26 protein-coding genes are annotated in these 26254 nt (G+C 73.5%); 12 read left to right on the forward strand and 14 right to left on the reverse strand.

Translation table 11 applies throughout. The annotated features are described in order from the left end of the window. Positions 1-14: 14 nt before the first annotated feature. The 5 genes from pstB to ASF47_RS07780 all read left to right on the forward strand — a co-directional run bounded on the left by pstB (position 15) and on the right by ASF47_RS07780 (position 3942). On the forward strand, positions 15-794 hold the full coding sequence (gene pstB / locus ASF47_RS07760) for a phosphate ABC transporter ATP-binding protein PstB (protein WP_056863405.1): 780 nt from the start codon (positions 15-17) through the stop codon (positions 792-794). A 59-nt stretch (positions 795-853) separates the two neighbouring features. Next, on the forward strand, positions 854-1222 hold the full coding sequence (locus ASF47_RS07765; protein WP_056863406.1) for an ArsR/SmtB family transcription factor: 369 nt from the start codon (positions 854-856) through the stop codon (positions 1220-1222). A gap of 71 nt (positions 1223-1293) precedes the next feature. Next, a complete protein-coding gene (gene arsB, locus ASF47_RS07770) occupies positions 1294-2388 on the forward strand; it encodes an ACR3 family arsenite efflux transporter (RefSeq protein ID WP_056863585.1) in 1095 nt (364 codons plus the stop codon). A gap of 1 nt (position 2389) precedes the next feature. Then, positions 2390-2791 carry an arsenate reductase ArsC gene (locus ASF47_RS07775; protein WP_056863407.1) on the forward strand — a complete coding sequence of 134 codons (402 nt, stop codon included), beginning with the start codon at positions 2390-2392 and terminating at the stop codon, positions 2789-2791. A 38-nt stretch (positions 2792-2829) separates the two neighbouring features. Further along, entirely contained in the window at positions 2830-3942 is a 1113-nt protein-coding gene (locus ASF47_RS07780; RefSeq protein WP_200918985.1) for an NAD(P)-binding domain-containing protein, read from the forward strand. Positions 3943-3958: 16 nt separating this feature from the next. Here the strand turns inward: ASF47_RS07780 and ASF47_RS07785 are convergent, their stop codons facing one another. The 6 genes from ASF47_RS07785 to ASF47_RS07810 form a co-directional block, all read right to left on the reverse strand. After that, complete coding sequence (locus tag ASF47_RS07785; RefSeq protein ID WP_156697796.1) at positions 3959-4600, reverse strand: DUF4396 domain-containing protein; 642 nt, start codon at positions 4598-4600, stop codon at positions 3959-3961. Between the two features lie 100 nt (positions 4601-4700). After that, a complete protein-coding gene (locus ASF47_RS07790; protein WP_056863410.1) occupies positions 4701-6386 on the reverse strand; it encodes a ribonuclease J in 1686 nt (561 codons plus the stop codon). Positions 6387-6458: 72 nt separating this feature from the next. Further along, the gene (locus ASF47_RS07795) at positions 6459-8036 is read right to left on the reverse strand and encodes a peptide chain release factor 3 (protein WP_056863411.1); all 1578 of its coding nucleotides are present in this window, start codon (positions 8034-8036) and stop codon (positions 6459-6461) included. Beyond that, on the reverse strand, positions 8033-9037 hold the full coding sequence (locus ASF47_RS07800; RefSeq protein WP_056863412.1) for an inorganic phosphate transporter: 1005 nt from the start codon (positions 9035-9037) through the stop codon (positions 8033-8035). Before ASF47_RS07800 ends, ASF47_RS07795 begins: the two co-directional genes overlap by 4 nt. Before the next feature lie 7 nt (positions 9038-9044). Continuing rightward, entirely contained in the window at positions 9045-9665 is a 621-nt protein-coding gene (locus tag ASF47_RS07805; RefSeq protein ID WP_235558676.1) for a DUF47 domain-containing protein, read from the reverse strand. A gap of 69 nt (positions 9666-9734) precedes the next feature. Further along, positions 9735-11879 (reverse strand): RNA degradosome polyphosphate kinase, encoded by a 2145-nt coding sequence (locus ASF47_RS07810; RefSeq protein ID WP_056863414.1) that lies wholly within the window; start codon positions 11877-11879, stop codon positions 9735-9737. Between the two features lie 172 nt (positions 11880-12051). On the opposite strand from ASF47_RS07810, the gene ASF47_RS07815 reads away from it, so the two are divergent. Continuing rightward, positions 12052-12987, forward strand: a complete 936-nt coding sequence (locus ASF47_RS07815; RefSeq protein WP_056863415.1) for a glycoside hydrolase family 16 protein — start codon at positions 12052-12054, stop codon at positions 12985-12987. Positions 12988-13078: 91 nt separating this feature from the next. After that, positions 13079-14149, forward strand: a complete 1071-nt coding sequence (locus ASF47_RS07820) for an alpha/beta hydrolase (protein ID WP_228942513.1) — start codon at positions 13079-13081, stop codon at positions 14147-14149. 7 nt (positions 14150-14156) lie between these two features. Here the strand turns inward: ASF47_RS07820 and ASF47_RS21035 are convergent, their stop codons facing one another. The 5 genes from ASF47_RS21035 to ASF47_RS07840 form a co-directional block, all read right to left on the reverse strand. Next, positions 14157-14585 carry a hypothetical protein gene (locus ASF47_RS21035; RefSeq protein ID WP_056863416.1) on the reverse strand — a complete coding sequence of 143 codons (429 nt, stop codon included), beginning with the start codon at positions 14583-14585 and terminating at the stop codon, positions 14157-14159. Positions 14586-14974: 389 nt separating this feature from the next. Then, a complete protein-coding gene (locus tag ASF47_RS22090; protein ID WP_327138655.1) occupies positions 14975-15697 on the reverse strand; it encodes a DUF6318 family protein in 723 nt (240 codons plus the stop codon). Between the two features lie 231 nt (positions 15698-15928). Further along, positions 15929-19291, reverse strand: a complete 3363-nt coding sequence (locus ASF47_RS07830; protein ID WP_056863417.1) for a hypothetical protein — start codon at positions 19289-19291, stop codon at positions 15929-15931. 82 nt (positions 19292-19373) lie between these two features. Next, the gene (locus ASF47_RS07835; RefSeq protein WP_156697799.1) at positions 19374-19739 is read right to left on the reverse strand and encodes a hypothetical protein; all 366 of its coding nucleotides are present in this window, start codon (positions 19737-19739) and stop codon (positions 19374-19376) included. A gap of 305 nt (positions 19740-20044) precedes the next feature. Then, positions 20045-20407: a DsrE family protein gene (locus ASF47_RS07840; RefSeq protein ID WP_056863419.1), complete on the reverse strand. Its 363-nt coding sequence runs from the start codon at positions 20405-20407 to the stop codon at positions 20045-20047. 200 nt (positions 20408-20607) lie between these two features. Between ASF47_RS07840 and ASF47_RS07845 the strand changes: the two genes are divergently transcribed. From ASF47_RS07845 to ygfZ, 3 genes are read left to right on the forward strand one after another with little or no spacing between them, the layout of a single operon-like run. Beyond that, a complete protein-coding gene (locus tag ASF47_RS07845; RefSeq protein ID WP_056863420.1) occupies positions 20608-21102 on the forward strand; it encodes an FABP family protein in 495 nt (164 codons plus the stop codon). 7 nt (positions 21103-21109) lie between these two features. Beyond that, a complete protein-coding gene (locus tag ASF47_RS07850; protein WP_056863421.1) occupies positions 21110-21589 on the forward strand; it encodes a Fur family transcriptional regulator in 480 nt (159 codons plus the stop codon). Further along, on the forward strand, positions 21586-22536 hold the full coding sequence (gene ygfZ / locus ASF47_RS07855; protein ID WP_056863422.1) for a CAF17-like 4Fe-4S cluster assembly/insertion protein YgfZ: 951 nt from the start codon (positions 21586-21588) through the stop codon (positions 22534-22536). Before ASF47_RS07850 ends, ygfZ begins: the two co-directional genes overlap by 4 nt. Before the next feature lie 27 nt (positions 22537-22563). On the opposite strand, the gene mshD is transcribed toward ygfZ, so the two are convergent. Continuing rightward, entirely contained in the window at positions 22564-23376 is an 813-nt protein-coding gene (gene mshD / locus ASF47_RS07860; protein ID WP_056863587.1) for a mycothiol synthase, read from the reverse strand. An 88-nt stretch (positions 23377-23464) separates the two neighbouring features. Here mshD and ASF47_RS07865 point away from each other — a divergent pair, with 88 nt between their 5' ends. Further along, positions 23465-24541 carry a YihY/virulence factor BrkB family protein gene (locus ASF47_RS07865; RefSeq protein WP_056863423.1) on the forward strand — a complete coding sequence of 359 codons (1077 nt, stop codon included), beginning with the start codon at positions 23465-23467 and terminating at the stop codon, positions 24539-24541. 61 nt (positions 24542-24602) lie between these two features. On the opposite strand, the gene ASF47_RS07870 is transcribed toward ASF47_RS07865, so the two are convergent. Then, positions 24603-25031: an Hsp20/alpha crystallin family protein gene (locus ASF47_RS07870; protein ID WP_056863424.1), complete on the reverse strand. Its 429-nt coding sequence runs from the start codon at positions 25029-25031 to the stop codon at positions 24603-24605. A 130-nt stretch (positions 25032-25161) separates the two neighbouring features. Between ASF47_RS07870 and ASF47_RS07875 the strand changes: the two genes are divergently transcribed. Continuing rightward, positions 25162-25470, forward strand: coding sequence for a MerR family transcriptional regulator (locus ASF47_RS07875; RefSeq protein ID WP_235557533.1), 309 nt, complete (start codon positions 25162-25164; stop codon positions 25468-25470). A gap of 18 nt (positions 25471-25488) precedes the next feature. On the opposite strand, the gene ASF47_RS07880 is transcribed toward ASF47_RS07875, so the two are convergent. Beyond that, positions 25489-26223 carry a response regulator transcription factor gene (locus ASF47_RS07880; protein WP_056863425.1) on the reverse strand — a complete coding sequence of 245 codons (735 nt, stop codon included), beginning with the start codon at positions 26221-26223 and terminating at the stop codon, positions 25489-25491. Positions 26224-26254 lie beyond the last annotated feature (31 nt).

Raw genomic sequence — 26254 nt, forward strand, 5'->3', positions numbered from 1 at the left:
AGGACCCACCCGTCATGGCCAAGAGCATCGACGTCTCCGACCTGGACATCTACTACGGCGACTTCCTCGCCGTGCAAGGCGTGACCATGTCCATCAAGGCGCGGGCGGTGACCGCGCTGATCGGCCCCTCGGGCTGCGGCAAGTCGACCTTCCTGCGCTCGCTGAACCGCATGCACGAGGTCATCCCCGGCGCCCGCGCCGAGGGCAAGGTCGTCGTCGACGGCCAGTCGCTCTACGACCCGTCGGTCGACCCGGTGGCCGTGCGCCGCCAGATCGGCATGGTCTTCCAGCGGCCCAACCCGTTCCCCACGATGTCGATCTACGACAACGTGCTGGCCGGCAACCGGCTCAACGCCAAGCGGATGAAGAAGGCCGAGGCCGACACCATCGTCGAGCGCTCCCTCAAGGGCGCCAACCTGTGGAACGAGGTCAAGGACCGTCTCGGCAAGCCCGGCATGGGCCTCTCGGGCGGCCAGCAGCAGCGGCTGTGCATCGCCCGCGCGATCGCCGTCGAGCCGCAGGTGCTGCTCATGGACGAGCCGTGCTCGGCGCTCGACCCGATCTCGACCTCGGCCGTGGAGGACCTCATCCACGAGCTCAAGGCCGACTACACGATCGTCATCGTCACCCACAACATGCAGCAGGCGGCGCGCGTCTCCGACGACACCGGCTTCTTCAACCTCAAGGCGACCGGGGAGCCGGGCCACCTGGTGGAGTTCAACCCCACCAAGAAGATGTTCACCAACCCCGACATGGAGTCGACGGAGGCCTACATCTCCGGTCGCTTCGGCTGAGTCGGGGCGGGACCTCCCGGCCGGTGGCGGAAGGCATCGACGTGTGTCAATATTGACGCATGTCGATGCTTGAGGGCGCCGCGCCCGATCCTGACGACCCGCTGGCCTGCTGCACCCCGCTGGCGCGCGAGCCGATCTCCGACGAGCAGGCCGGGCAGCTGGCGCCGCTGCTGAAGGCGATCGCCGACCCCGTGCGGCTGCGGCTGCTGTCGCTGGTGCTGTCCCACGAGGGGGCCGAGGCGTGCGTGTGCGACCTGCTGCCCGCCTTCGACCTCTCCCAGCCCACCATCAGCCACCACCTGAAGGTGCTGCACGACGCCGGTCTCCTCGACCGCGAGAAGCGCGGTGTGTGGGTCTACTACCAGGCGCGGCCGGCGGCGATGGCCGCCCTCGGCTCGCTCTTCGACACGGCGGGGGTGCCCGCGTGAGCGCCTTCTCGACCCCGCCGTCCACCCCGCCCGGCACCGCGTCGCAGGGCGACCCCCGCGACGGCGCGGTCATGGCCAAGCTGTCGACGCTCGACCGGTTCCTGCCCGTGTGGATCGGGGTGGCGATGGTGGTCGGGCTCGTGCTCGGCCGCTCCGTCGAGGGTCTCGACGACGCCCTCTCGGCGGTCGAGGTCGACTCGGTCTCGCTGCCGATCGCGGTCGGGCTGCTGGTGATGATGTATCCCGTCCTGGCCAAGGTCCGCTACGACCGGCTCGGCACCGTGACCTCCGACCGGCGGCTGCTCGCGGCCTCCATCGGGCTGAACTGGGTGGTCGGCCCCGCGCTGATGTTCGCGCTGGCGTGGCTGATGCTGCCCGACCTGCCGGAGTACCGCACCGGCCTGATCATCGTCGGCCTGGCCCGCTGCATCGCCATGGTCCTCATCTGGAACGACCTGGCCTGCGGCGACCGCGAGGCCGCCGCCGTCCTGGTCGCGATCAACTCGGTCTTCCAGATCGTGGCCTTCGCCGCGCTGGGCTGGTTCTACCTCGACCTGCTGCCCGGCTGGCTCGGCCTGGAGCAGAGCGGCCTGGACGTCTCGGCCTGGGAGATCGCGAAGTACGTCGCGATCTTCCTCGGCGTGCCGCTGGTGGCCGGCTGGCTCAGCCGGGTGCTGGGGGAGCGCGCCCGCGGCCGGGAGTGGTACGAGTCGACCTTCCTGCCCCGCGTCGGCCCGCTGGCGCTCTACGGCCTGCTCTTCACCATCGTGGTGCTCTTCGCCCTCCAGGGCGACACGATCAGCAGCCGCCCGGGCGACGTCGCCCGGATCGCGCTGCCCCTGCTGGCCTACTTCTTCCTCATGTTCGGCGTCTCCTTCGCCCTGGGCCACCGCCTGGGCCTGGGCTACGAGCGCACGGCCACGCTGTCGTTCACCGCGGCAGGCAACAACTTCGAGCTGGCCATCGCCGTGGCCATCGGCGTCTTCGGCGTCACCAGCGGCCAGGCGCTGGCCGGCGTCGTCGGGCCGCTCATCGAGGTGCCGGTGCTGGTCGCCCTCGTCTACGTCGCCCTGTGGGCGCGTCGCCGCCTCTACCCCACCCCCGACCGCACACCCGCTCCCGACCCCAACCCCGACCCCAGCCCCGCCCACTCGCAGGAGTCCTGACATGACCACCACGCCCGAGGTCCTCTTCGTCTGCGTGCACAACGCGGGCCGCTCGCAGATGGCCGCCGCCCTGCTCCAGCACCACGCCCAGGGGCGGGTCAAGGTCCGCTCGGCCGGCTCGGCGCCGGCCGACACGATCAACCCCGCGGTCGTCACCGTGATGGACGAGCTCGGCATCGACGTCTCCGCCGAGGTGCCCACCAAGCTGCTCACCGAGGACGTCGCGGCCTCCGACGTCGTCATCACCATGGGCTGCGGCGACGCCTGCCCGATCTTCCCCGGCAAGCGCTACGAGGACTGGGCGCTCACCGACCCGGCCGGCAAGGGCCCCGACGAGGTGCGCGCGGTGCGCGACGAGATCGACCAGCGCGTGCAGCAGCTGCTCGCGGAGCTGACGGCCTGACCACGCCGCCGCGCGGAGGGCTGCCCGCCGCCGTCGACGTGGTCGTCGTCGGCGGCGGGCAGTCGGCGCTGGCCGCGGCCTACCACCTCGTGCGCGCCAACCGCCGCCGCGAGCGCCCGCTGACCTTCGTGGTGCTCGACGACCGTGCGGCGCCCGGTGGCGCGTGGACCGAGGGCTGGTCGAGCCTGCGGCTCTTCTCCCCGGCGGCCCACTCCTCGCTGCCCGGCTGGCCGATGCCCCCCTGGCCCGGCCCCGGCACCCCGCCGGCCGCCCACGTCCGCGACTACCTCGCCGCCTTCGAGGCCCGCTACGCCCTGCCCGTGCTGCGGCCCGTGCGGGTGCGGGAGATCGACGCGAGCGACCCCCACGCGGTGCTCGTGCGCACCGACGCCGGCGACGTGCGCGCCCGGGCCGTGCTCAGCGCCACCGGCACCTGGAGCCGCCCCTTCCGCCCCGCCTTCCCGGGCGCCGAGGACTTCGGCGGCCGGCAGCTGCACACCGTCGACTACCACGGCCCCGCCGAGTACGCCGGGCACCGCGTGCTGGTCGTCGGCGGCGGCAACTCCGCGGCCCAGGTGGCCGCCGACCTGCTGCTGGCCGACCCTCCGCCCGCGCGGGTCGTCTGGGCCGCTCGCGAGCAGCCCCGCCTGCTGCCCGACGACGTCGACGGCCGCGCCCTCTTCGAGGCGGCCACCCGCGCGGTCGCGGGCGAGGGGCCCGGCGTCGGCGGCCTCGGCGACGTGGTCGCCGTCGCCAGCGTCCAGCACGCCCGCGACCGGCGCGGCCTGCGCGCCGTACCGCTGCCGGAGCGGCTGACGCCCACCGGCGCCCGCTGGGCCGACGACGGCGTGGGCGGGGGAGCCCGGGAGGAGGCCGTCGACGACGTCGTGTGGTGCACCGGCTTCCGGCCCGCGCTCGTGCCGGTCACCGGGGTCGGGCTGCGACGCGTCGACGGCCACCCGCTGACCCGGGCCGACCACCCGACGGTCTCCGCCGACGACCCCCGGCTGCTCTTCGTGGGCTACGGCGACTGGACCGGCGCCGCCAGCGCCACGCTCATCGGCGCCAACCGCTCGGCCCGCGACGCCGTCGGGCACCTGACCGAGCTGCTGGACCGGCAGGAGGAGCAGGCACCCGGCCGGGACGCCTGAGCCCCCGGGCGCGAGGTCAGGCGGTCGCCACGCCGCGCCGCTCGGCGAGCCACCGCACCACGGGGTAGCCGGTGACCAGACCCAGCACCACCCCGAGCTGCATGAGGAACCAGAAGGCGCCCTCGGTCGCCGGCGGCATCAGCTCGGCGAGGTGGAGCAGCACCATCCAGCCGCCCATGCCCACGTCGAAGGCCAGCACGGTCAGCACCGCCGTCGCCGCCGCCGTGCCGACGGGGGTGCGGAGGGTGGCCCGCTCGTGGACGAAGAGCAGCGCGACGGCCAGCGCGCCGATGACCAGGATCATCACCCACAGGTCGATCCCGGCGATGGTGAGCCCGGAGGCGACGACCAGCGGCACCCCGACCAGGTGGGCCAGCGCGGAGGCCGACCCGCCGGGCAGCCCCTCCACCGCGGGGGAGGCGGCCCGGTCGGTCCGGTCGGCCTGGTCGCGGTGGCGGCGCCACAGCAGCAGCGCGAACGGTCCGAGGTAGAGGCCCGAGGAGATCCACACGACGTCGAGGGTGGGGGTGCGCCGGCGGTGCCCGCGCAGCAGGACGTCGACGGCGATCACCGCCGCCGTGGCCAGCGAGAGGGCCAGGAAGACCCAGGCGAGGGGGGTGACCCAGTCGGGGACGCGGTCGTTCATCGGCATGTCCATCAGGGCGCCCACGGTAGCCGCGTGCCCCCAGCACGCCACCGGCGCGACACCGTCCTCCTCGGACGGCGCCGCGCCGGTGGTCGTGCTCCTGGCCGGTCGCTCAGGCGTCGATGACCAGCGGGATGATGAGCGGGCTGCGACGGAAGGTCTTGTGCGACCAGCGGCCGATGTCGCGCCCCAGCATCTGCTCGAGCTGCTGGGAGTCGCCGATGCCCTCGGCGGCGGCGCGGGCCAGGGTGCGCTCGATGACCTTGATCGCGCCGTCGAAGGCGTCGGGGGCGTGCTCGAAGCCGCGCACCAGGAAGTCCGGCGGGTCGGCCAGCTCGCCGGTGTCGGCGTCGACAATGGCGAGCACCGTGACGACGCCCTCCTCGGCGAGGGTGCGCCGGTCCTTGAGCGTGGCCTCGGTGACGCCGCCAACGGTCTGGGCGTCGACGTAGACGTTGCCGCAGCGCACCTTGCCGACCACGGAGGCCTTGCCGTCGACGAGGTCGACGACGACGCCGTCCTCGGCGAGCACGACGTTGGCGGGGTCCATGCCGGTGCTGATGGCCAGGTCGGCGTTGGCCCGCAGGTGGCGGTACTCGCCGTGCACGGGCATCACGTTGCGCGGCTGCACGACGTTGTAGCAGTAGACGAGCTCGCCGGCGCTGGCGTGACCCGAGACGTGCACCTTGGCGTTGCCCTTGTGCACGACGTTGGCGCCCCAGCGGGTCAGGCCGTTGATGACGTTGGAGATGGCGTTCTCGTTGCCCGGGATCACCGAGCTGGCCATGAGGATGGTGTCGCCCTCGCCGACGCGGATCTTGTGCTCGCGGCTGGCCATGCGCGACAGCGCGGCCAGCGGCTCGCCCTGCGAGCCGGTGCAGACCAGGGCGGCCTTGTGGGGCGGGAGCTTCTCGAGCTGGTCGAGCGGCACGATCAGGCCGGGCGGCACGGTGAGGTAGCCCAGGTCCTGGGCCACGCCCATGTTGCGCACCATCGAGCGCCCGACGAAGGCGACCTTGCGCCCGTGGGCGTGGGCGGCGTCGAGCACCTGCTGGATGCGGTGCACGTGGCTGGCGAAGCTGGAGACGATGACGCGGCGCGGGGCCGTGCGGAAGACCTGCTCGATGGCCGGCAGCAGCTCGCGCTCGGAGGTGGTGAAGCCGGGCACCTCGGCGTTGGTGGAGTCGGTGAGGAAGAGGTCGACGCCCTCCTCGCCGAGGCGGGCGAAGGCGCGCAGGTCGGTGATGCGCCGGTCGAGGGGGAACTGGTCCATCTTGAAGTCGCCGGTGTGCAGCACCATGCCCGCGAAGGTGCGGATGGCGACGGCCAGGGCGTCGGGGATGGAGTGGTTGACCGCGACGAACTCGAGGTCGAAGGGCGCGTAGGAGCGGGTCTCGCCCTCCTTGACCTCCACCAGCACCGGCTGGATCCGGTGCTCCTTCAGCTTCTCCTTGATGAGGGCGAGCGTGAGCCGCGAGCCGACCAGGGGGATGTCGGCGCGCTCGCGCAGCAGGTACGGCACGCCGCCGATGTGGTCCTCGTGGCCGTGGGTCAGCACGACGGCGACGACGTCGTCGAGACGGTCGCGGATCCACTCGAAGTCGGGCAGGATCACGTCGACGCCGGGCTGGTGCTCCTCGGGGAAGAGGACGCCGCAGTCGACGATGAGCAGCTTGCCGTCGTGCTCGAAGACGGTCATGTTGCGACCGACCTCGCCGAGGCCGCCGAGGGCGACGACACGCAGGCCCTTGCGGGGCAGGCGCGGCGGGCGCTTCAGCTCGGGATGGGGGTGACTCATGGGTGCTCCTTCGGGGTGGTGCTGGCGATCGCGGGAGTCCGGCGCGCGTGCTCACCGACGCGGGTGCGTCGGTCAGGTGCTGGCCGGGAGCTCCTCGATCAGGATGTCGGGGTGGTCGCGGGCCACGGTGTGGGCCCGCCACTTGTCGGGGAAGAGCACGATGTGGGCGCCGTCGGCGCGCTCGAGGACCTCGATCTGCCGCACACCGCGCAGCACGTCGGCGTCCTCGGCGCGGGTGCGCCGCGCGATCGTGTAGCTCAACGAGTCCATGGTGACGGGTGCGTTGAACTCCGTCTCCATCCGCGCCGCCACGACCTCGAACTGCATCGGGCCGACCGCGGCGAGCACGGGGTTCTGGTCGCCGCGCACCGTCGAGCGCAGCACCTGGACCACGCCCTCCTGGTCGAGCTGCTCGATGCCGCGGCGGAACTGCTTGTAGCGCCCCGACTCCTTGGCGCGCACGCTCATGAAGTGCTCGGGGGCGAAGGTCGGGATGGCCGGGAACCGCACGGCGGGGCCGTCGTGGATGGTGTCGCCCACCCGCAGGGCGTTGGCGTTGACCAGGCCGATGATGTCGCCGGGCAGGGCGGTCTCGACCGAGGAGCGCTCACGGCCGAAGACGGCCTGGGCGTACTTGGTGGCGAAGGGTCGACCGGTGGAGGCGTGCTTGACCACCATGCCGCGCTCGAAGACGCCCGAGCAGACCCGGGCGTAGGCGAGCCGGTCGCGGTGGGCGGAGTCCATGCCGGACTGGACCTTGAAGACGAAGGCGCTGAAGGGCTCGTCGACCTCGCGCACGCCGCCCGCCTCGGTGGGCGTGGCGTGCGGGGGAGGGGCGAGCTCGAGCAGCCGCTCGAGGATCTGGGCGACGCCGAAGTTGAGCAGGGCCGAGGCGAAGAGCACCGGGGTGGTGGCGCCGTCGAGGAAGCGCTGCTGGTCGTGGTCGGCGCCGTCGGCCGAGAGCAGCTCGTGCTCCTCCTGGGCGGTGGTCCAGGCCTCGCCCTCCTCGGCGGCGGCCTGCTCGGCCGGCAGGTGCTGCTCGGGGGCGCGGGTGGAGCCGCCGGCGGTGCGCAGGTAGCGGATGAACTCCCCGCTGCGCCGGTCGAGCACCCCGCGGAAGTCGCCGGCGATGCCGACCGGCCAGGTCAGCGGGGTGGGCCGCAGACCGATCTGCTTCTCGATGCCATCCATCAGCTCCAGCGGGTCGAGGCCGGGGCGGTCCCACTTGTTGATGACGGTGATGACCGGGATGCCGCGCAGGGCGCAGACCCGGAAGAGCTTGAGGGTCTGCGGCTCGAGGCCCTTGGCGGCGTCGACCAGCATGACGGCCGAGTCGACGGCCGAGAGCACGCGGTAGGTGTCCTCGGAGAAGTCGGCGTGCCCGGGGGTGTCGACCATGTTGACGACGTGGTCGGCGTACTCGAACTGCAGCGCGGCGGAGGTGATGGAGATGCCGCGGTCGCGCTCCATCTGCATCCAGTCCGAGACGGTGCCGCTGCGCCCGGCCTTGCCGTGCACGGCGCCGGCCTCGGTGATCACCTGGGCGTGCAGCACCAGCGCCTCGGTCAGCGTCGACTTGCCCGCGTCGGGGTGGCTGATGATGGCGAAGGTCCGGCGGGGCCGGTGGTCGTCGGAGAGAGGTCGGCTCATGGCAGCTGGAAGACGTACTTGCAGAGGAAGTAGAGACCCGCGGCGACGGCGCCGGCCGCGGGGAAGGTCAGCACCCAGGCGGTGACGATGGAGCGGGCCACGCCCCAGCGCACGGCCGAGAAGCGCTTGGTGGCGCCGGCGCCCATCACCGCGGAGGTGATGGTGTGCGTGGTGGAGATCGGCGCCTCGAAGACGAAGGCGGTGGTGTAGAGCACGCCGGCGGCCACGGTCTCGGAGGCGAAGCCGCGGGCGGGGTCGAGGTGGATGATGCGTCGGCCCAGGGTGCGCATGATGCGCCAGCCGCCGGCCCACGTGCCGGCGGAGATGGCCGCGGCGGCGGCCAGGATCACCCAGATCGGCAGGTCGTCGTCGGCGCCGGCGTACCCGCCCGTGACCAGGGCCAGGAAGATCACGCCCATCGTCTTCTGGGCGTCCTGGAGGCCGTGGCCCAGCGCCATCGCGGCCGCCGAGAGGGTCTGGGCGATCCGGAAGCCGCGCATGGTGCGGTGGGGGTTGCGCCGCCGGAAGCCCCACATGATGCCGAGCATGAGCAGGAAGGCCGCGGCGAAGCCGAAGAGCGGCGAGGCGATCATCGGCAGGATGATCTTGTCGACCACGACGTCCCACTTCACCACCGAGCCCGAGGCCAGCGCCGCGCCGACCAGGCCGCCGATGAGGGCGTGGGAGGAGGAGGAGGGAAGGCCGTAGTACCAGGTCAGCAGGTTCCACGCGATGGCCCCGAGCAGGCCCGACATCACGATCACCAGCCCGTGGGACCCCCCGGACTCCGGGGTGATCACCGAGCCGACGGTGTTGGCGACCTCCTGTCCGAGGAAGGCGCCGATGAAGTTCATGATCGCGGCCATGCCCAGCGCGACCCGAGGGGTCAGCGCCCGCGTCGACACCGAGGTGGCGATGGCGTTGGCGGCGTCGTGGAAGCCGTTGGTGTAGTCGAAGACCAGGGCGACGACGACGACCGCGATGACGATCGCGAGGTCCATGAGGGGCTCAGGACTCCTTGACGGCGATCTGCTCGACGGTGTTGGCGACCCGCTCGAAGGCGTCGATGGCGGCCTCGAGGCCCTCGACGATGTCCTTGAGCTTGAGCACCTCCATCGCCTTGTACTCCCCGGAGAAGAGGTGGGCGAGGATCCGTCGGTGGTTGCGGTCGCCGACGTTCTCGAGCCGGTTGATCTCGATCCAGTACTCGTCGAGCGACTGCATCGAGCGCAGGTTCGGCATCGCGGCGGCGGTGATCTCCGCGCAGCGCTGGAGCACGTCGACCTGGTCGGTCAGCAGCTCGGTGGGCATCGCCTTGACCTCGTAGAGCATGAGCATGTCGACGACCTCGTCCATGCAGTCCATGACGTCGTCGAGGCCCGAGGCCAGCGCGTAGATGTCCTCGCGGTCGAAGGGGGTCACGAAGGTCTGGTTGACCCGGCGGATGATCGCGTGGGTCGTCTCGTCGGCGGCGTGCTCGGCCTCCCGCATGCGCGCGGCCACGTCGGCGAGGTCGGCGGTGCCGTCGAGGGACTCGGCGAGCAGGCCCGTGCCGACCAGCAGGTGCTGGGCCGACTCGGAGAACTGGTCGTAGAACGCCGTCTCGACCGGCCGGAAACGCAAACCCACGGAGAACTCCTGGTGAGGAGGAAAAGAACCGTCGGCCATGCTAGGCGCAAGGGGGCCCCTGCGGGAAAGTCAGGTGCTCTGGCGCCGCCGGCGCTGTCCCTCGATCAGCTTCTCCTGCAGGTGCACCGGGCCGTGGTTGCGCGTCCACGTGCCGTCGCTGTCGAGCAGCCAGGCGTCGGTCTCGGGGTCGAAGGCGATGTCGAGCACCCGGTCGATCTCGGCCAGGCTCTCCTCGCCGGGCAGGCGCACCAGCACCTCGACGCGGCGGTCGAGGTTGCGGTGCATCATGTCGGCCGAGCCGATCCAGGCCACCGGCTCGCCGCCGTTCTCGAAGCGGAAGACCCGGCTGTGCTCGAGGAAGCGGCCCAGCACCGAGCGGACCTCGATGTTCTCCGACAGGCCCGGCACGCCGGGGCGCAGCGAGCAGATGCCGCGCACCAGCAGCTGCACCGGCACACCGGCCTGCGAGGCGAGGTAGAGGGCGTCGATGACCGCCTCGTCGACGACCGAGTTGGCCTTGAGACGGATCCGCGCGGGACGACCGGCCAGGTGGTGGCTGATCTCCTGGTGGATCTGCTCCACGAGGCCCAGGCGCACCGAGTCGGGGGCCACGAGCAGCTCGTCGTAGGAGGCGTTGCGCGACCAGCCCGAGAGGTTGTTGAACAGGTGCGCGACGTCCTCGCCGATGCGCTCGTCGGTGGTGATGAGGCCCAGGTCCTCGTACATCCGCGAGGTCTTGGGGTTGTAGTTGCCCGTGCCGATGTGGGTGTAGCGGCGGATGCCGTCGGGCTCGTCGCGCACCACCATCGCCAGCTTGCAGTGGGTCTTGAGCCCGACGAGGCCGTAGACCACGTGGCAGCCGGCCTGCTCGAGCTTGCGGGCCCAGCGGATGTTGGCCTGCTCGTCGAAGCGCGCCTTGATCTCCACGATGACCAGCACCTGCTTGCCGGCCTCGGCGGCGTCGATGAGGGCGTCGATGATCGGGGAGTCGCCCGAGGTGCGGTAGAGGGTCTGCTTGATCGCCAGCACGTGCGGGTCGGCGGCGGCCTGCTCGATGAAGCGTTGCACCGAGGTGGCGAAGGAGTCGTAGGGGTGGTGCAGCAGCACGTCGTGGCGCCGCGCGGCCTTGAAGACGTCGACCGGGGCCGCCGACTCGACCTCGGCGAGGCGGTAGTGGGTCGTCGGCACGAACGCGGGGTACTTCAGCTCCTCGCGTGCGATGTCGGCGATGCCGTGCAGGCCGCGCAGGTCGAGCGGGCCGGGCAGGTGGAACACCTCGTCCTCCCTGACCCCCAGCTCCTCCTTGAGCAGCTCCAGCACGCCGGGGGAGATCGACTCCTCGACCTCGAGGCGCACCGGCGGGCCGAAGCGGCGGCGCAGCAGCTCCTTCTCCAGCGCGGCCAGGAGGTTCTCCGCGTCGTCCTCCTCGACCTCGAGGTCCTCGTTGCGGGTGACGCGGAAGGTGTGGACCTCGAGGATGTCCATGCCGGGGAAGAGCCGGCGCAGGTGCTCGCCGATGACGTCCTCCAGCGGCACGAAGCGCTCGTTGCCCAGCGGCACGAAGCGGCTGAAGATCGGGGGCACCTTGACCCGGGCGAAGTGCTCCTTGCCGGTCTTGGGGTTGCGGATCAGCACGGCGAGGTTGAGCGAGAGGCCCGAGATGTAGGGGAAGGGGTGGGCCGGGTCCACGGCCAGCGGGGTCAGCACCGGGAAGATCCGGTCCTTGAACATCCGCTTGCACTGCTTCTGCTCCTCGCGGTCGAGGTCGTCCCAGCGCACCAGCTCGATGCCGTGGTCGCCCAGCGCGGGCACGATCTCGTCGCGGAAGAGGTGGGCCTGGCGCTCGCTGAGCTCGCGCGTGGTGGTCCAGATGTGGTGCAGCACGTCGCGCGGCATCAGGCCGCTGGCCGCGCGCACGGCCAGGCCCGCGGCGATGCGCCGCTTGAGGCCGGCCACGCGGACCATGAAGAACTCGTCGAGGTTGCTGGTGAAGATGGCCAGGAAGCGGACCCGCTCGAGCAGCGGCAGGTCGCGGTCCTCGGCCAGCTCCAGCACGCGCTGGTTGAAGCGCAGCCAGCTCAGCTCGCGGTCGAGGAATCGGTCGTCGTACTTCTCCACCGCCGCCAGCGCCTCGTCGTCGGGCACGTAGGGCGGCTCGACGTCGAAGGGCTCCTCGGGCGCGGCGTCGTGGCTCTCGACGATCTCGGCGGACATGGGGCCAGTGTGGCAGTCGCGCGTGAACGGGAGGTGTCTCGCGCGACGGCTCGCGAGATCGGTGCGCCGGACCGGTGTGCGCCGGTTTCGCCGCGCGACGCGGGCGGGGTTCACTGGACGTCGTACGACGCCCCGCGCGGCGCGGTCGCGGGTGGGAGACGGAGGAGGGGTCGTGGCACGTCGAGTCCGGCTCCGTGCCCGTCGCAGCCTGGCCGCGCTCGGCCTCGGTGCGACCGTGCTCGCCGGCTGCTCCGCCTGCTCGGGCGCGCCGGACGCCGCTGACCCGGCCGACCCGTCGGGTCCGGCCGCGTCGTCCCCGGCGGCCCCGGCGTCCCCGGTGTCACCGGGGGAGGAGGGCGCCGTCGGGGCGCCCGGGCTGGTGTGGTCCGACGAGTTCGACGGCGAGGCCGGCGCCCCGCCCGACCCTGCTGTCTGGCAGCCCGACGCTTTCGGCCACGGCGGAGGCAACAACGAGCTGCAGTGCTACACCGACGACCCGACCAACGCCTCGCTCGACGGCCAGGGTCACCTGGTCGTCTCGGCGCTCTCGGCGCCGGACCACACCTGCGCCGACGGCACCGTGCGCGACTACACCTCGGCGAGGCTGACCACCGAGAGCAGCCTGTCGTGGCAGTACGGCCGCCTGGAGGTGCGCGCGCAGGTGCCCGCCGGGGTCGGCACGTGGCCGGCCTTCTGGGCGATGGGCACCGACCGGGCGGAGGTGGGCTGGCCACGCTCGGGGGAGATCGACGTGATGGAGCACGTCGGGCGCAGCCCGACCCTCGTCACCGGCTCCATCCACGGGCCCACCGAGGCCGGCACCCGCTGGCAGGTCACCCGCGAGCACGACGCCGGTGCGCCCCTCTCCGACGGCTTCCACACCTACGCCGTCGACTGGGGGCCCGACGGGCTGGAGTGGGAGCTCGACGGCCGGCCGTGGGGCGGGGTGTCGCGCGCCGAGGCCGAGCAACTGGGGCTGTGGGCCTTCGACAAGCCGTTCTACCTGCTGCTCAACCTCGCGATCGGCGGTGACCTGGGAGGTCCGGTCCCGCCGGAGACTCCCTTCCCCCAGTACCTCGTCGTCGACCACGTGCGCGTCTACCAGTGACGGGGCCGTCGACGCCGGACCTCCTGTGGCCGGACCTCGTGTGGCTGGACCTCCTGTCGCTGGACGGGTCCGTCGGCTAGGTTCCCTACTCGTGAGTAACGGATCGCCCCTCCAGGCCCTCGCCCACGCTGCGCAGAAGGCCGCTCTCGGCGCCGCCATGTCGCTGCCGCCCTCCGTCCAGCGGCGGCTGGCGGGCTCCCCGGTGGTGCTCGACGGGCAGACCCTCGCCGTCGACACCCAGCTGATGCTGAAGCTGCAGAAGCTCTCGGGCGATCCGCCGATCGAGACGATGGCCTTCCCCGACGGCCGGGTGCAGGCGCGGGTGCAGACCGCGATGGCCGGCGGCAAGCAGCCGATCGGCGCCGTGCGCGACCTCGAGGTCGCCGGGCTCCCGGCGCGGCTCTACACGCCGCGCGCCCGGGTGTCGGTCGCCGTACGGCAGCCTCCTGCGCCGCTGCTGGTGTTCTTCCACGGCGGCGGCTTCTTCTTCGGCGACCTCGACACCCATGACGCGACCTGCCGCATCCTCGCCGAGCGCGGCGAGGCCCTCGTGCTGGCCGTCGACTACCGGCTGGCGCCGGAGCACCGCTTCCCCGCTGCCTACGACGACGCCGTCGCCGCCTACCGCTGGGCCGTGGAGCACGTCGAGGAGCTCGGGGTCGACCGCGACCGGATCGCCGTGGGCGGCGACTCCGCCGGGGGCAACCTCGCCGCCGGCGTCGCCCTGGAGGCGGCCCGCTCGGGCCTGCCGTGCGCCTTCCAGCTGCTGGTCTACCCCGCCACCGACGCGACCCGCGCCACCGAGAGCCTGCGCCTCTTCGGGGCGGGCTTCTACCTGTCGGCGGAGTTCATGGAGCTGGCCAACGACAGCTACATGACCGAGGGCCTCGACCCGCGCGACCCGCGCCTGTCGCCGGCGTACGCCGACGTCCCCGAGGGGCTGGCCCCCGCCTACGTCTGCACCGCCGGCTTCGACCCGCTGCGCGACGAGGGCGAGGCCTACGCCCGCAAGCTGTCCGACGCCGGCGTCACGGTCGAGCTCAAGCGCTTCGAGGACCAGATCCACAGCTTCTTCAACATCGTCGGCGTGGGCCGCAGCTCGCGCGCCGCCGTCGCCGAGATCGCCGACCGGCTCCGCGCAGGGCTCGCGCCGCGCGGCTGAGGCCGCGTCAGCGGTAGTCGACGAGCTGGTTGGTCACCTCGGTGACGGTGAGGTCGACGGGGTCGCTGGTGATGTCGACGCTGCCGGGCACCGGCTGCCACGGCCCGCCGTCGACGCGGTAGTCGGCGGTGTAGACCGTGGTCACCCGCGGCCGCACCTGGCCCTGCTGGAGGTAGGTGTGGGTCAGCTCGAGGTCGGGGTACGGCGCTCCCGGCTCGGTGGTGCTCAGCCCCTCGCCGTCGCCGAAGGCCCACCGGAACTGGCTGGGGGTGATGTCGAGGTCGACGCGTCGCCCCAGCAGGGTGACGGTCTCGGTGAAGGGCTCGGCGGCGGTGAAGAAGTTGGTCTCGAAGTTGATCAGCGTCCTGCCCCCGGGCGGCTGGACCGAGAGGTCCGGCTCGGGCAGCGGTACGCGCTCGAGTGCTCGCTGCACCATGCCGGGGGTGACCTGTGGGGGAGCAGCCGCAATGTCGGGGGTCGCTCCCGGGCAGCTAAACCCCTGGCTCACTGTCGCGCCTGTCGGGTCGGTGTACCACCAGTAAGTCACCGTTTGTCCGCCCTCGCACGTCAGCGGTTCGGCGCAAGTAGTCGATCCGCCGAGAGCGCAAGCCCCCTGCTCGTGATAGGTCAGTGCCGGCCCCGTAGAGGAAGCCTCGCTCGCATTCGGCATGTCGTTACTGACGGTTGCGTTGCCGCTCTGGCCCGAGACTATGAAGTCAGTCTGCCCGGAGGCTGCGTCAGGGCTGTCGGCGGTGGCCAGACCGACGGTTGGACTAAGGGCAAGGAGGGTGAAGCCGGCTACGACCGCACCCAATCTCATGAGTGTCACTGGGTAACCTCCCAGCGGCCCACGACCCACTCTTGGTCTTCCCGCTGCAAAAGGAAGCGCATAGATACAGAGCCACCGGTGTTGCGGCGTAGATCTTCTCCCGGGATATCAATCGTCTGATCTTGGGTGACGACCTCGACGTCCACGGAGAACCCTTGAGCAGGACCTGCCGAGAAGGGGGTAGCGGTCGCGGAGGAGACCGCGGTCTCGCCGCCGGTAATCTTTCCGCCAGCTTCATAGGTCTTCTCAATGCTTTGAAGCCCGCTCGAACATGCGGCGCATGATGGAAGAGCTAGGTCCTTCAAGAGTGACACGTCGCCCGACGACTGGGCGTAGGTCACAACCTCCCAGTAGAAACTCACAAACGCTTCGGCCCCCGCTGCTGTCGCCTTGTCTGCTGACTCGGGAGGGGTTGGGATAGACGGCGATGGTGCCGCGGCGGGTGACGGAGCCGAGTGCGTATTCGTGGGTTCGTTCGCGATTGTGGGTTCCGGGTCTCCTGAACATCCGAGAAGCGAAAGTGTCGGCAGGGTTACGGCCGCAACAACGAGAGCAGAGGGCTTCACGAAGGGGTCCTTCCCGAGGGGACCGGCCCCAGGACCGAGGGGACCGTACGGTGAAATTAACCCGAATCGGCGCGTCGAAACCACTGGTGTGCCGCCGCCCTGTGGACAAGTCGGCGGGACGGCCACGGGCCAGTCGGGATCGCGCGACTCCACTCGGTCCCTGACCCGGCACTGCGGAGCGCCACGTTCGGCTGCCCTGTCGGTGGGCCGCAGAAGTGGCGGGAAATGACGCGTCGATGGGCCCTGAGGCTGTCGTTTGCCGCCACTTCTGGGAGGACGACCTGGGGGACTCCTGCCTGGACGGCCGGCGGGCCCGACCGGACGGCGAGCCCGGGGCCCGCGGCACCCGCCGAGCAAGGACGAGCGCGTGCTCGTCGTCGTGGGTCAGGCGGTGGGGCGCCAGGTGCGCAGGGCGCGGGTGAAGGCCTCGGGGTCGACGGTCTTGGCGGTGATGACGACGGGCGGCAGGCTGCGGCGCACGAACCTGACCTCCCAGCCGCGGCTGCCGGGCTCGCCGACCACCTCGACCTCGGTGGCGGGCTGCTGGAGGTCGAAGCTGTGGTGGCTGTCGGCGGTGCGGATGTCGACCACGCCGGCGGCGTCGATGCTCACCCGGGTGGAGGGGGTGCGGGCGCGGGCGCCGACGTAGACCAGCAGCACGGCGAGCAGCGCCAGGCCCAGCACGACGGCGTCGGTGGGGTTGCCGCCGATCGCCACACCGGCGGCGGCCACGAGGGCGGCCACGGCGAGGACCAGGGCGACCAGCGACGCGCGGCCGCGGGTGCGGGTGACGTCGGTGGCCGCACCGGACGGCCGCTCGCCGGTGGTCACGGGGGAGCCCGCCTCCTCGTCGGCGTCGCCGCGGTGGCGCGAGTCGGCGACGGGGCGGGCGGCGACCGGTCGTCCCAGCAGCTGCTCGCGCGCCTCGGCGAGCTCGCGGGCCAGCTCGGCGGCGTGCTGCTCGGCCTCGAGACGATCCTGGAGCGCGGCCTCGACGAGCTCGGCCTGGTGACGCACCGACGACTCGACGGCCTGGCGGTCGATGGCCCGCTGCTCGGCGAGCGACTCGGCTTCGGCGCGCAGGCGAGCCTGCTCGGTGGCGGCCTGCTCGGCGGCCTCCCGGGCGTCGTGGGCCGCCCGCAGCTCCTCCGCGTGCTGCCGTGCCGCGAGGGCGACCTCCTCGAGCGCCTCGATGGTGCGCTGCTCCGCTGCCTCGCGGTCGGCCACCGCGGCGGAGGCGAGCGCCACCTGGCGGGCGGCCTCCTCCTCGGCGGCGGTGCGGGCGCGCAGGGCCTCCTCGGCGTCGCGGTCGGCGGCCTCCCGGGCGTCGTACGCCGCACGGGCAGCAGCAGCGTGCTCGGCTGCGAGGGCGTCGGCGGCAACGCGTGCCTCGTGGGCCGCCCGGGCCGCCTCGGCCTGTCCGGCGGCGGCGTCCTCGGCGGCGGTGCGGTCGGCGTGCGCGCCGAGAGCGGCCTCGGCCTGTGCCCGCGCCGCCTCCTCCGCGGCGGCGCGCTCGGCCTGCGCGCGGTCGGCGGTCTCGCCCGACTCCCGGGCAGCCTGCTCGGCGGAGCGACGCCCGGCGTGGGCCGACTCGGCCTCGGCGAGGGCGGCGGCGGCGGACGCGGCGGCGGCCGACTGGGCGTCGCCGGCCCGCCTGGCGGCCTCCTCCGCCTCGGCGCGGGCGGCTGCGGCGGCGGAGGCTGCTGCGGCCTGCTCGGCGGCGAGCTCGTCGGCCTGCTGACGGGCCGACTCGGCTGCGGTCGCGGCCTGGGAGGCCTCGGCCGCGGCGGTGTGGGCGGCGGTCTCGGCCTGCGCGGCCGCGGCGGCGGCCTCGGCCTGGCGCTGTGCCGCCTCCTCCGCGACCAGACGGGCCTGCTCGGCCTCCTGGGCCTGCTCGGCCGTCCGGGTGGCGGCGGCCTCGGCCTCGCGACGGCCCTCCAGGGCCGAGGCGGCCTGCTCGGCCGCCCGGGCCGCGGCGCTGTCGGCCTGCTCGCGCCCGGCGAGGGCTTCGGTGCTGGTGCGCTCGGCGGCCTGCCGGGCGGTGACGGCCTCGGCGGCGACCTGCTCGGCCGCCTCCCGACCGGCGGCTGCTGCGGCGGCGGCCACCGCCGCCGCGGTCGCGGCGACCTCGGCGGCGCTGCGGTCGGCGAGGGCCTGCTCGGCCAGGCGGGCCTGCTCGGCGGCGGCGACCTCTGCGCGGTCGCGCTCGGCGGCAGCCGCCTCGGCGTCGGCCAGCGCGAGGTCTGCGACCTCCCGGGCCTCGGCGACCGAGGCGGTCGCGGCCTCCTGCGCTGCGGTGATCGACCGTGCGGCGGCGGCACTGGAGGCGGCGACCTCCCGCGTGGCGGCCTCCCGCGCCTCGGCGATCGCGCGGGCGGCGGTGGCCTCGGCCTCCTCGACCGACCGCGCGGCAGCGTCGGTGGCCTCCGCGACGGCACGGGCGGCGTCGTGCTCGGCCCGCACGCGTGCCTCGAGGGCCTGCTCGGCCCGTCGAGCCGCCTCGGTGGCGGCGGCGTCGGCGGCCTCACGGCCGGCGAGGGCCTCGGCGGCGGTGGCCTCCGCGGCCGCGCGGGCCGTGGCCGACTCCCCGGCCCGGGCCTCGGCGTGCTCCTGCGCAGCGGCGGCGCTCGCTGCGGCCACCGCGGCTGCGGCCGCGCCCTGCTCCGCCGCGGCGCGCTCGGTGTGGGCCTGCTCGGCGCGAGCGGACTGCTCGGTCGCGGCCTCCTCGGCCTCGCGGCGGGCGAGCGCGGCCGCCTCGGCGTCGGCGGTCGCCCGTGCGGCCGCCTCCTGGGCTCCGGCGATCGACCGTGCCGCGCTCGCCCCGGCCTCCGCGACGCTCTGCGCGGCGGCCTGCTCGGCGGTGACGCGGCCGGCCAGCGCCTCCTGTGCGGCGCGGGCCGCCTCGGCCGCGGCGAGGTCGGCGGCCTCGCGGCCCGCGAGCGCCGTCGCGGCGGACTCCTCGGCCCGGGCGCGGGCCTCGGCGGCGTCCCGGGCAGCGGTCTCGGCGGCCTGGCGCGAGGTGTGGGCGGCGACGGCGGCGTGCTCGGCGTTCTCCCGGTCGGAGTGGGCGTGGGTGGCCGCCTCGGCGTGGGCGCGGGCGGCGTCGTCGGCGGCCTGGCGGGCGGTCGACGCCTCCTGGGCCACGCGGGCCGCCTCGGTGGCGGCGGCCTCGGCCGCTGCGCGCCCGGCGTACGCCGTCTCCGCGCCGGCGAGCGCGTCGCGCGCCGACTCCTCGGCGGCGGCCCGCTCGCGCGCAGCGGTCGCGGCGACCTCCTGGGCCTCCCGCAGGGCGACGGCGAGCTCCTCGGCCGCGACCGCCGCCGCTCGGGCGGACTCCTCGGCCCGGGCGCGGGCGGTGGCGGCCTGCTCGGCGGACTCCTCGGCGTCACGCCGGGCGCGGGAGTGGTCGGCGGCGGCGCGGTCGGCGGCCTCGCGGGCCGCCCAGGCGTCGGCGGCGGCGCGTGCGTGGTCCTCGGCGCTGCGCTCGGCCTCGGTCAGGGCCCGGGAGGCGGCGCCGGCGTGCTCCTCGGCGACGAGGCGCTCCGCTGCCTGCTCGGCCGCGGCCAGCTCCGCGGAGTTGCGCAGCGACGCGGCGCGCTCGGCCGCGGCGGTGAGCTCGACGATGCGCGCCTGCAGCTCCTCGAGGCTCAGCGGCGGCAGCGGCGATCCCTCGGCCCGGTCACGGCGGCGCCAGAACCGGCCCGAGGTCTCCTCGGGCGGGAGGGGGGCGTCACCGGTGGGAGTCATGAGGACTCGCACCCTACTGAAGTCGGCGCCCTCCAGGAGACGCCGCTGCGGCCTCGACCGCACCGGCGGGCCCGGAGCCGGCTCAGTCCTCGTCGTCGGAGCGGTCGGTGGGGGATGCGCCACCCGTCGGTGGTGGCGGGGCCCGTCGGACGTCGTCCTGCGGGGGCGCAGCAGAGGAGGGCGGCAGACCCAGCGCCTCGGCCAGGTGGGCGCTCTCCTCGGCGTCGAGACCGGGATCCCCATCAGATGCCGAGGTGGCGGCGACGGGGTGGTCGCGGGGCTGGTCGGCGAGACGTGTCAGGTCCTCGGCGGCTGCATGACCGTGCTCGGAGGCCGAGTGAGCGGGGCGCTGCGTCACCGTGCGGGCCATGGCTTCGTCGAGGAGCGGACCCAGCGCGAGACGAGCCTGGGCGGCATCACCCTCGAGGGCCGCCGACCATCGGCTCAACAGCGACTCCGCGAATCTCTCCGGTGACTGGCCCAGGGTCGCGGCGTCCCGTTCGATCGCCCGCGCCGCGTCCCCGGGCGAGACCCCCGTCAGGCCGCACACCACCCCGACCGCTTGCTGCACCACTACCGAGTCGTGGTCCGGGGGCACCGTTGACTCCTCTCGCCCGAGGACGCGGAGCCGGACCGGCGCACGCCCTCCGGTCCACGATGTCAGCCGCGGCGGCCCGCGCTCTTCACCCCGTACGGCGGAGCCGCGCCGGCCCGCTCTCGGCCCCGGGGCCGCCCCGCCCTGAGCGCACGGGGTCAGTAGACGAGCGCCTGGACGCCCTCGGCGAGGACCTCCTCGGTGAACACCGCGGCGCCGGCCACGCGCACCCCGGGGAGCACGTCGGCCTCGGTGATGCCGCGTCGCGTGGCGCACTGCGAGCACACGGTCACCCGGCCGAGCTCGCGCACGGTGTCGAGCAGGTCGGCGACGGGGGTGGCGTGGGGGAGCCCGAGGTCGGGCCCGCGACCGGCCACGGCGTAGGACGCGGCGTCGCCGGTGAGCCAGAGCGAGACGTCGGCGCCCATGGCCACGGCGGCCGCGGCCACGGTGAAGGCCTGGTTGGCGCGCTCGGGGTCGCCCTGTGCGCAGGTGACCTTGACGACGAGGGAGCGGGGCATGGCCCCACGGTAGAGGGCGCGCAGGGAGGTGGCCCGGGCTGGACGCCCGGCCCTGCTCGGGCGTCACTCCGCCGTGCACACCGGCACCGGGGGAGCGGCGCGCGGTCGCCGTGGGGGCCCGGCGTCAGCCAGCGCGGCACCACCACGGAGCAGGTGTTCGGCCGTCGGTGGGCGGGAGGGCGCGCCGCTAGAGTGACCCGGTGGTCTTCCAGCTCCCTGACAACCTTCACCCCCACTGCGGCCCGCTGGCCTGGATGCTCGGCACGTGGCGCGGCAGCGGCAAGGGCGACTACCCGACGATCGAGCCCTACGACTACCAGCAGGAGCTGATCTTCCAGCAGGACGGTCGCCCCTTCATCCACTACTTCGCGCGCTCGTGGATCGTCGACGAGCAGGGCGAGAAGGTCCGCGACGCCGCCCAGGAGACCGGCTTCCTGCGCTGCCCCGAGGCCGGCAAGGTGGAGCTGCTGCTCACGCACAACACCGGCTTCGTGGAGATCTGGTACGGCGAGGCCGCCGACGGCAAGCTCGAGCTCGCCACCGACGCGGTCGCGCGCACCGAGACCGCCAAGGAGGTCACCGCCGGCCACCGTCTCTACGGCAACGTCGAGGGCGACCTGCTCTACGCCTACGACATGGCCGCGGTCGGCCAGGCGCTCCAGCCGCACCTGTGGGCGCGCCTGCAGAGGGCCTGACCCGCCGATGGCCGACCACGAGCACGACCACGCGTCCGCCTCCGGGGGCGCCCGGCCCCCGGCCGACCTGCGCAGCCGGCTGCGCGGCAGCGGCTACCGGCTGACCCCGCAGCGCGAGCTCATCCTCGCCGCGGTCGAGCGGCTCGGCCACGCCACGCCCGACGAGGTGCTGGCCGAGGTGCGGCGCCACTCCACCGCGGTCAACGTCTCGACCGTCTACCGCACGCTGGAGGTGCTCGAGGAGCTCGGCCTGGTCCGTCATGCCCACCTGTCCGACAGGGCCCCGACGTACCACTCCGTGACCGACCACGAGCACTTCCACCTGGTCTGCCGGAATTGCGAGCGGGTGACCTCCGTTGATGCTGACGTGGCCGCCGATCTGGTCGGACGCCTGGCCGCCGAGCAGCAGTTCGTGGTCGACATCGGGCACCTGACGGTCTTCGGCCACTGCCAGGACTGCTCGGCCAACCGTGAGGACATCCCGTGAGCGACCCCCGCCCGACGCCCAGCCCGCTGCTCTCCCTGCCCGGCGCGGTCGCCGGTGACGGTGCGGACGCCCCGGTGGCGGCGCACTACGGCTCCTTCAACACCGAGCAGCGCGCGCTCGAGGCCGGCAACGGCTTCGTCGACCTCTCCCACCGCGACGTCGTGCGCCTGGAGGGCCCCGACCGGCTCACCTGGCTGCACAGCCTCACCAGCCAGTACTTCACCGGCCTCGCCCCCGGTGTCTGGACCTCCGCCCTGATCCTCAGCCCGCAGGGCCACGTCGAGCACGCCTTCACCGGCGTCGACGACGGTGAGGCCTTCGTGGCCCACACCGAGCCGGGCGCCGCCGGGGCGCTGCTGGGCTTCCTGGAGCGGATGAAGTTCATGACCCGTGTCGAGCTCACCGAGGTCACCGCCGACCTCGCGGTGACCTGGCGCGCCAGCACCCAGGGCTACGACCTCGTGCCCCGCGACCAGCTCCACGCGTACGCCGCCGCCGCCGGCCCGGCCGCGGGCCTGTGGGCCTTCGAGGCGCTGCGCATCGCCCGCGGCGAGCCGCGACACGGTCTCGACACCGACGCGCGCACCATCCCCAACGAGGCCGGCTGGGTCGGCCCCGCGGTGCACCTCGACAAGGGCTGCTACCGCGGCCAGGAGACCGTCGCGCGCGTGCACACCCTGGGCCGTCCGCCGCGGCGTCTCACCCTGCTCCACCTCGACGGCACCGAGAACCGGCTGCCCACCCGCGGCGCCGAGCTGCGCCACGGCGAGAAGGTCATCGGCTTCGTCGGCACCTCCGCACGCCACCACGAGCTCGGCCCCATCGCCCTGGCCATGGTCAAGCGCAACGTGCCCCTCGACGCGACCCTCGACGTCGAGGGCATGCCCGCCGCCCAGGAGGTCGTCGTCGACCCCGAGGTCGGCCTGCACGTGCGCCCGCTGCGCTGAGGCGGAGCCGAGGCGCTCCCGGGCTCGTCAGTCCCGGCGGTACTGCACGTGGGTGTCGGGCGCAGCGTGCCCGAACCCCAGCCGCGAGTACGTCGCGACCGCGGCCTCGTTGTCGGACTCGACGTAGAGCAGCACCTCGCCGACCCCGAGCCCGGCCAGGTGGTGCAGCCCCGCCAGCGTGACCACCCGGCCCAGGCCCTGGCCCTGGGCCACCGGGTCGACGCCGACGACGTAGACCTCACCGAGGTCGGGGGAGTGCTGCTTGGTCCAGTGGAAGCCGACCAGCGAGCCGTCGCGCTCCGCCACGACGAGGCCCGCGGGGTCGAACCACGCCTCCGCCATCCGCTCGGCCAGCTCGGCCCGGTCCATCGCCCCCTGCTCCGGGTGGTGGGCGAAGGCCGCGGCGTTGACGCGCACGACCTCGTCGGCGTCGGTGTCGACGTAGGAGCGCACCGTGACGCCGTCGGGCACGACGAGACCGGGCAGCGGCTCGGCCATGGCCCGCCGCATCACCCACAGGTCACGCACCCGCTCGAACCCGTGCGCCGCGGCCAGCGCCGCCGCCGCGGGGTGGTTGCCGTGCGACCACGCCAGCAGCTCGCCCTCGCCGGCCTCGGCCAGCTCCGCCGACACCAGCCCCGACGCGACGCCGGCGCCCCGCGCGGGCGGGTCCACCACGACGGTGAGCTCGCGCCCGACCACCAGCGCGAAGCCACCGTCGACGACCCGGTGACGGGCGCGCTCGGGGTGGCGCCGCAGCGTGCGCCAGGTGGCCTCGTCGAGCGGTGCCGCCCCGTCGTGCGCCTCGGCCGCCGCAGCGATCCGCTCGATCTGCTCCATCACGTCCACGCCGGCCACCCTAGGTGGCGTCGGGCGTCCACCCCGCAGGGTGGCGCGGGCCCGGGGCGCGGGCGAGGACGGTGGAGGGATGAGCCCCCACCCCGAGACGAGCGCCGAGCCCGCAGCCACGACGCGTGCGCGCGAGCACCGCGACCCCGACGACGACGGCAAGCCCGACTCGCCGACCGACCTCACCAGGCGCTCCTGGCTCTACGTCGCGCGCAAGACGATGCGCGAGTTCTCCAAGGACCAGTGCACCGACGTCGCGGCGTCGCTGACCTACTACGCCGTCCTCGCCCTCTTCCCGGCGATGATCGCGCTGCTGTCGCTGGTCAGCCTGGTGGGGCGCGGCCCGGAGACGGTCGACACGCTGCTGCAGATCCTGCGCGACGTCGGCGCCGGGTCGGCCGCCGACACGGTCGAGCCCACGTTGCTGGAGCTGGCCGCGGCGCCCGGGGCCGGCCTCGCGCTGGTCATCGGTCTCGCCACCGCCCTGTGGTCCGCGAGTGGCTACGTCGGCTCCTTCGGCCGTGCGATGAACCGCATCCACGAGACCGGCGAGGGGCGCCCGTTCTACGTCCTGCGCCCCGTGATGCTGGCGCTGACCGCCGTGCTGGTGGTGCTCGTGGCCCTGGTGGCCGTGGGGCTCGTGGTCACGGGTCCCGCCGCGCAGGCCGTCGGCGACGCGATCGGTCTCGGTGACACCGCGGTGCTGGTGTGGAGCATCGCCAAGTGGCCGGTCATGCTCGCCGTAGTCGTGCTGATCGTGGCGCTGCTCTACTACGTGACGCCCAACATCAAGCAGCCGAAGTTCCGCTGGGTCTCGATGGGTGCCGTCCTGGCCATCCTCACCTGGGTGCTCGTCTCGGCGGCGTTCGGCTTCTACGTCGCCCACTTCTCCAGCTACAACAAGACCTACGGCTCGCTGGCCGGCGTCATCGTGTTCCTGCTGTGGCTGTGGCTGACCAACCTCGCGCTCCTCTTCGGCGCCGAGCTCGACTCCGAGCTCGAGCGGGGCCGCGAGCTGCAGGCGGGACTGCCCGCCGAGGAGGAGCTCCAGCTGCCTCCGCGCATGACCAAGGGCTTGGAGAAGGCCGAGGAGAAGCGCCGCGAGGACGTCGAGAGGGGCCGCCGGCTGCGCACGTCGCGGGGCGAGGACGGCTGACACGAGCGAGGGCCCGGGCGGACTCGCCCGGGCCCTCCTCCCACTCACCCCGGCGGGGTGCTCACGCCTCGAGCGCGGCGGTCTCCTGCGGAGCAGCGGAGCCGACCTCGATCTTGCGCGGCTTGGCCTTCTCGGCCACCGGCACGACCAGGCGCAGCACGCCGTCGTCGTAGGTCGCCTCGATGCGCTCGAGGTCGAGGTTGTCGCCCAGCACGAGCTGGCGGCTGAAGCTGCCGGTCGTGCGCTCCGAGGCGAGGCGCTCCCAGTCGCCGTTACGTCGCACGCGCTCGGCGCGCACGGTCAGGACGTTGCGCTCGACATCGAGGTCGATGCTGTCGCGCGCCACGCCGGGCAGGTCGAACTCGATGACGAAGCGGTCACCCTCGCGCCAGGCGTCCATCGGCATGGCGGCCGGGCGGTTGGTGGTGCCCAGCAGCTGCTGGGTCAGGCGGTCGAAGTCGCGGAACGGGTCGGTGGTGCGCAGCAGCATGGCGTTTCCTCCTGGTCGTCTCTGGTGGTTGATCCGGTGGTGACGGTCTGCGTGAGCCCGTCATGTGTATCGGCGGTTATAGGCTTGTTGTACCGCAGAGATGACGTACGTTCAAGCGCGGAGGTGGACCGTGTCGACACAGCAGCGCACCACGCAGCACAGCACGACCCAGGAGGGCGTCTTCGCCATCTCGGTGGCCGCCCGGATGGTGCGCATGGAGGTGCAGAACCTGCGCGTCTACGAGCGCCGCGGACTGCTGACGCCCGAGCGCACCGACGGCGGCAACCGCCTCTACTCCGAGGGCGACATCGCCACCCTGCACCGCATCCGAGAGCTGCTGGCCGAGGGGCTCAACCTCGCCGGCATCGCCCGGGTCCTCGCCCTCGAGCACGAGGTCGCCGCCCTGCGCCGCCGGCTCCGCACGGCGGAGGGTGGCTGACGGAGCGAGCGGCCCCGGTCAGGCGTCGACCGACCGCCCGGTGCGCGCGTCGGCGTCGACGGCGCCCTTCTCCTTGGTCGGCAGCACGAAGCGGTAGCCGACGTTGCGCACGGTGCCGATGAGGGTCTCGTTCTCGGGGCCGAGCTTGGCGCGCAGCCGTCGCACGTGCACGTCGACGGTGCGGGTGCCGCCGAAGTAGTCGTAGCCCCAGACCTCCTGCAACAGCTGCTGGCGGCTGAAGACCCGGCCCGGGTGCTGGGCGAGGAACTTCAGCAGCTCGAACTCCTTGAACGTGAGGTCGAGCGACCGGCCGCCGATCTTGGCGGTGTAGGTGGCGTCGTCCACGACGACCTCGCCGGAGCGGATGACGTGGGCGTCGGGGTCGGCGGCCTCGCGACGGGCGTTGAGCCGGCCGATGGCCAGCTTGATCCGCGCCTCCAGCTCGGCGGGCCCGCAGGTGTGCAGCACGACGTCGTCCATGCCCCAGTCGTGGTTGACCACGGCCAGGCCGCCCTCGGTCACCACGAGCAGCACAGGCACGTCGGTGCCGGTGGTGCGGATGAGCCGGCACAGGTCGCGGGCGTGGGCGAGGTCCTGTCGTCCGTCGACCAGGAGGAGGTCGGAGTCGGGGGCCTCGAGCAGTGCGCTCCCCTCGGAGGGCAGGATCTTGACCTGGTGTCCCAGCAGCGAGAGCCCGGGCAGCACCTCGGCGGACGGCTGCAGGGCACTGGTCAGCAGTAGAAGAGTGCTCACGGTGGTCTCCTCCCAGAGGATGGGGCAGGCG

It is taken from the genome of Nocardioides sp. Leaf285 (genome assembly GCF_001422955.1).
Lineage (GTDB): Bacteria > Actinomycetota > Actinomycetes > Propionibacteriales > Nocardioidaceae > Nocardioides > Nocardioides kribbensis.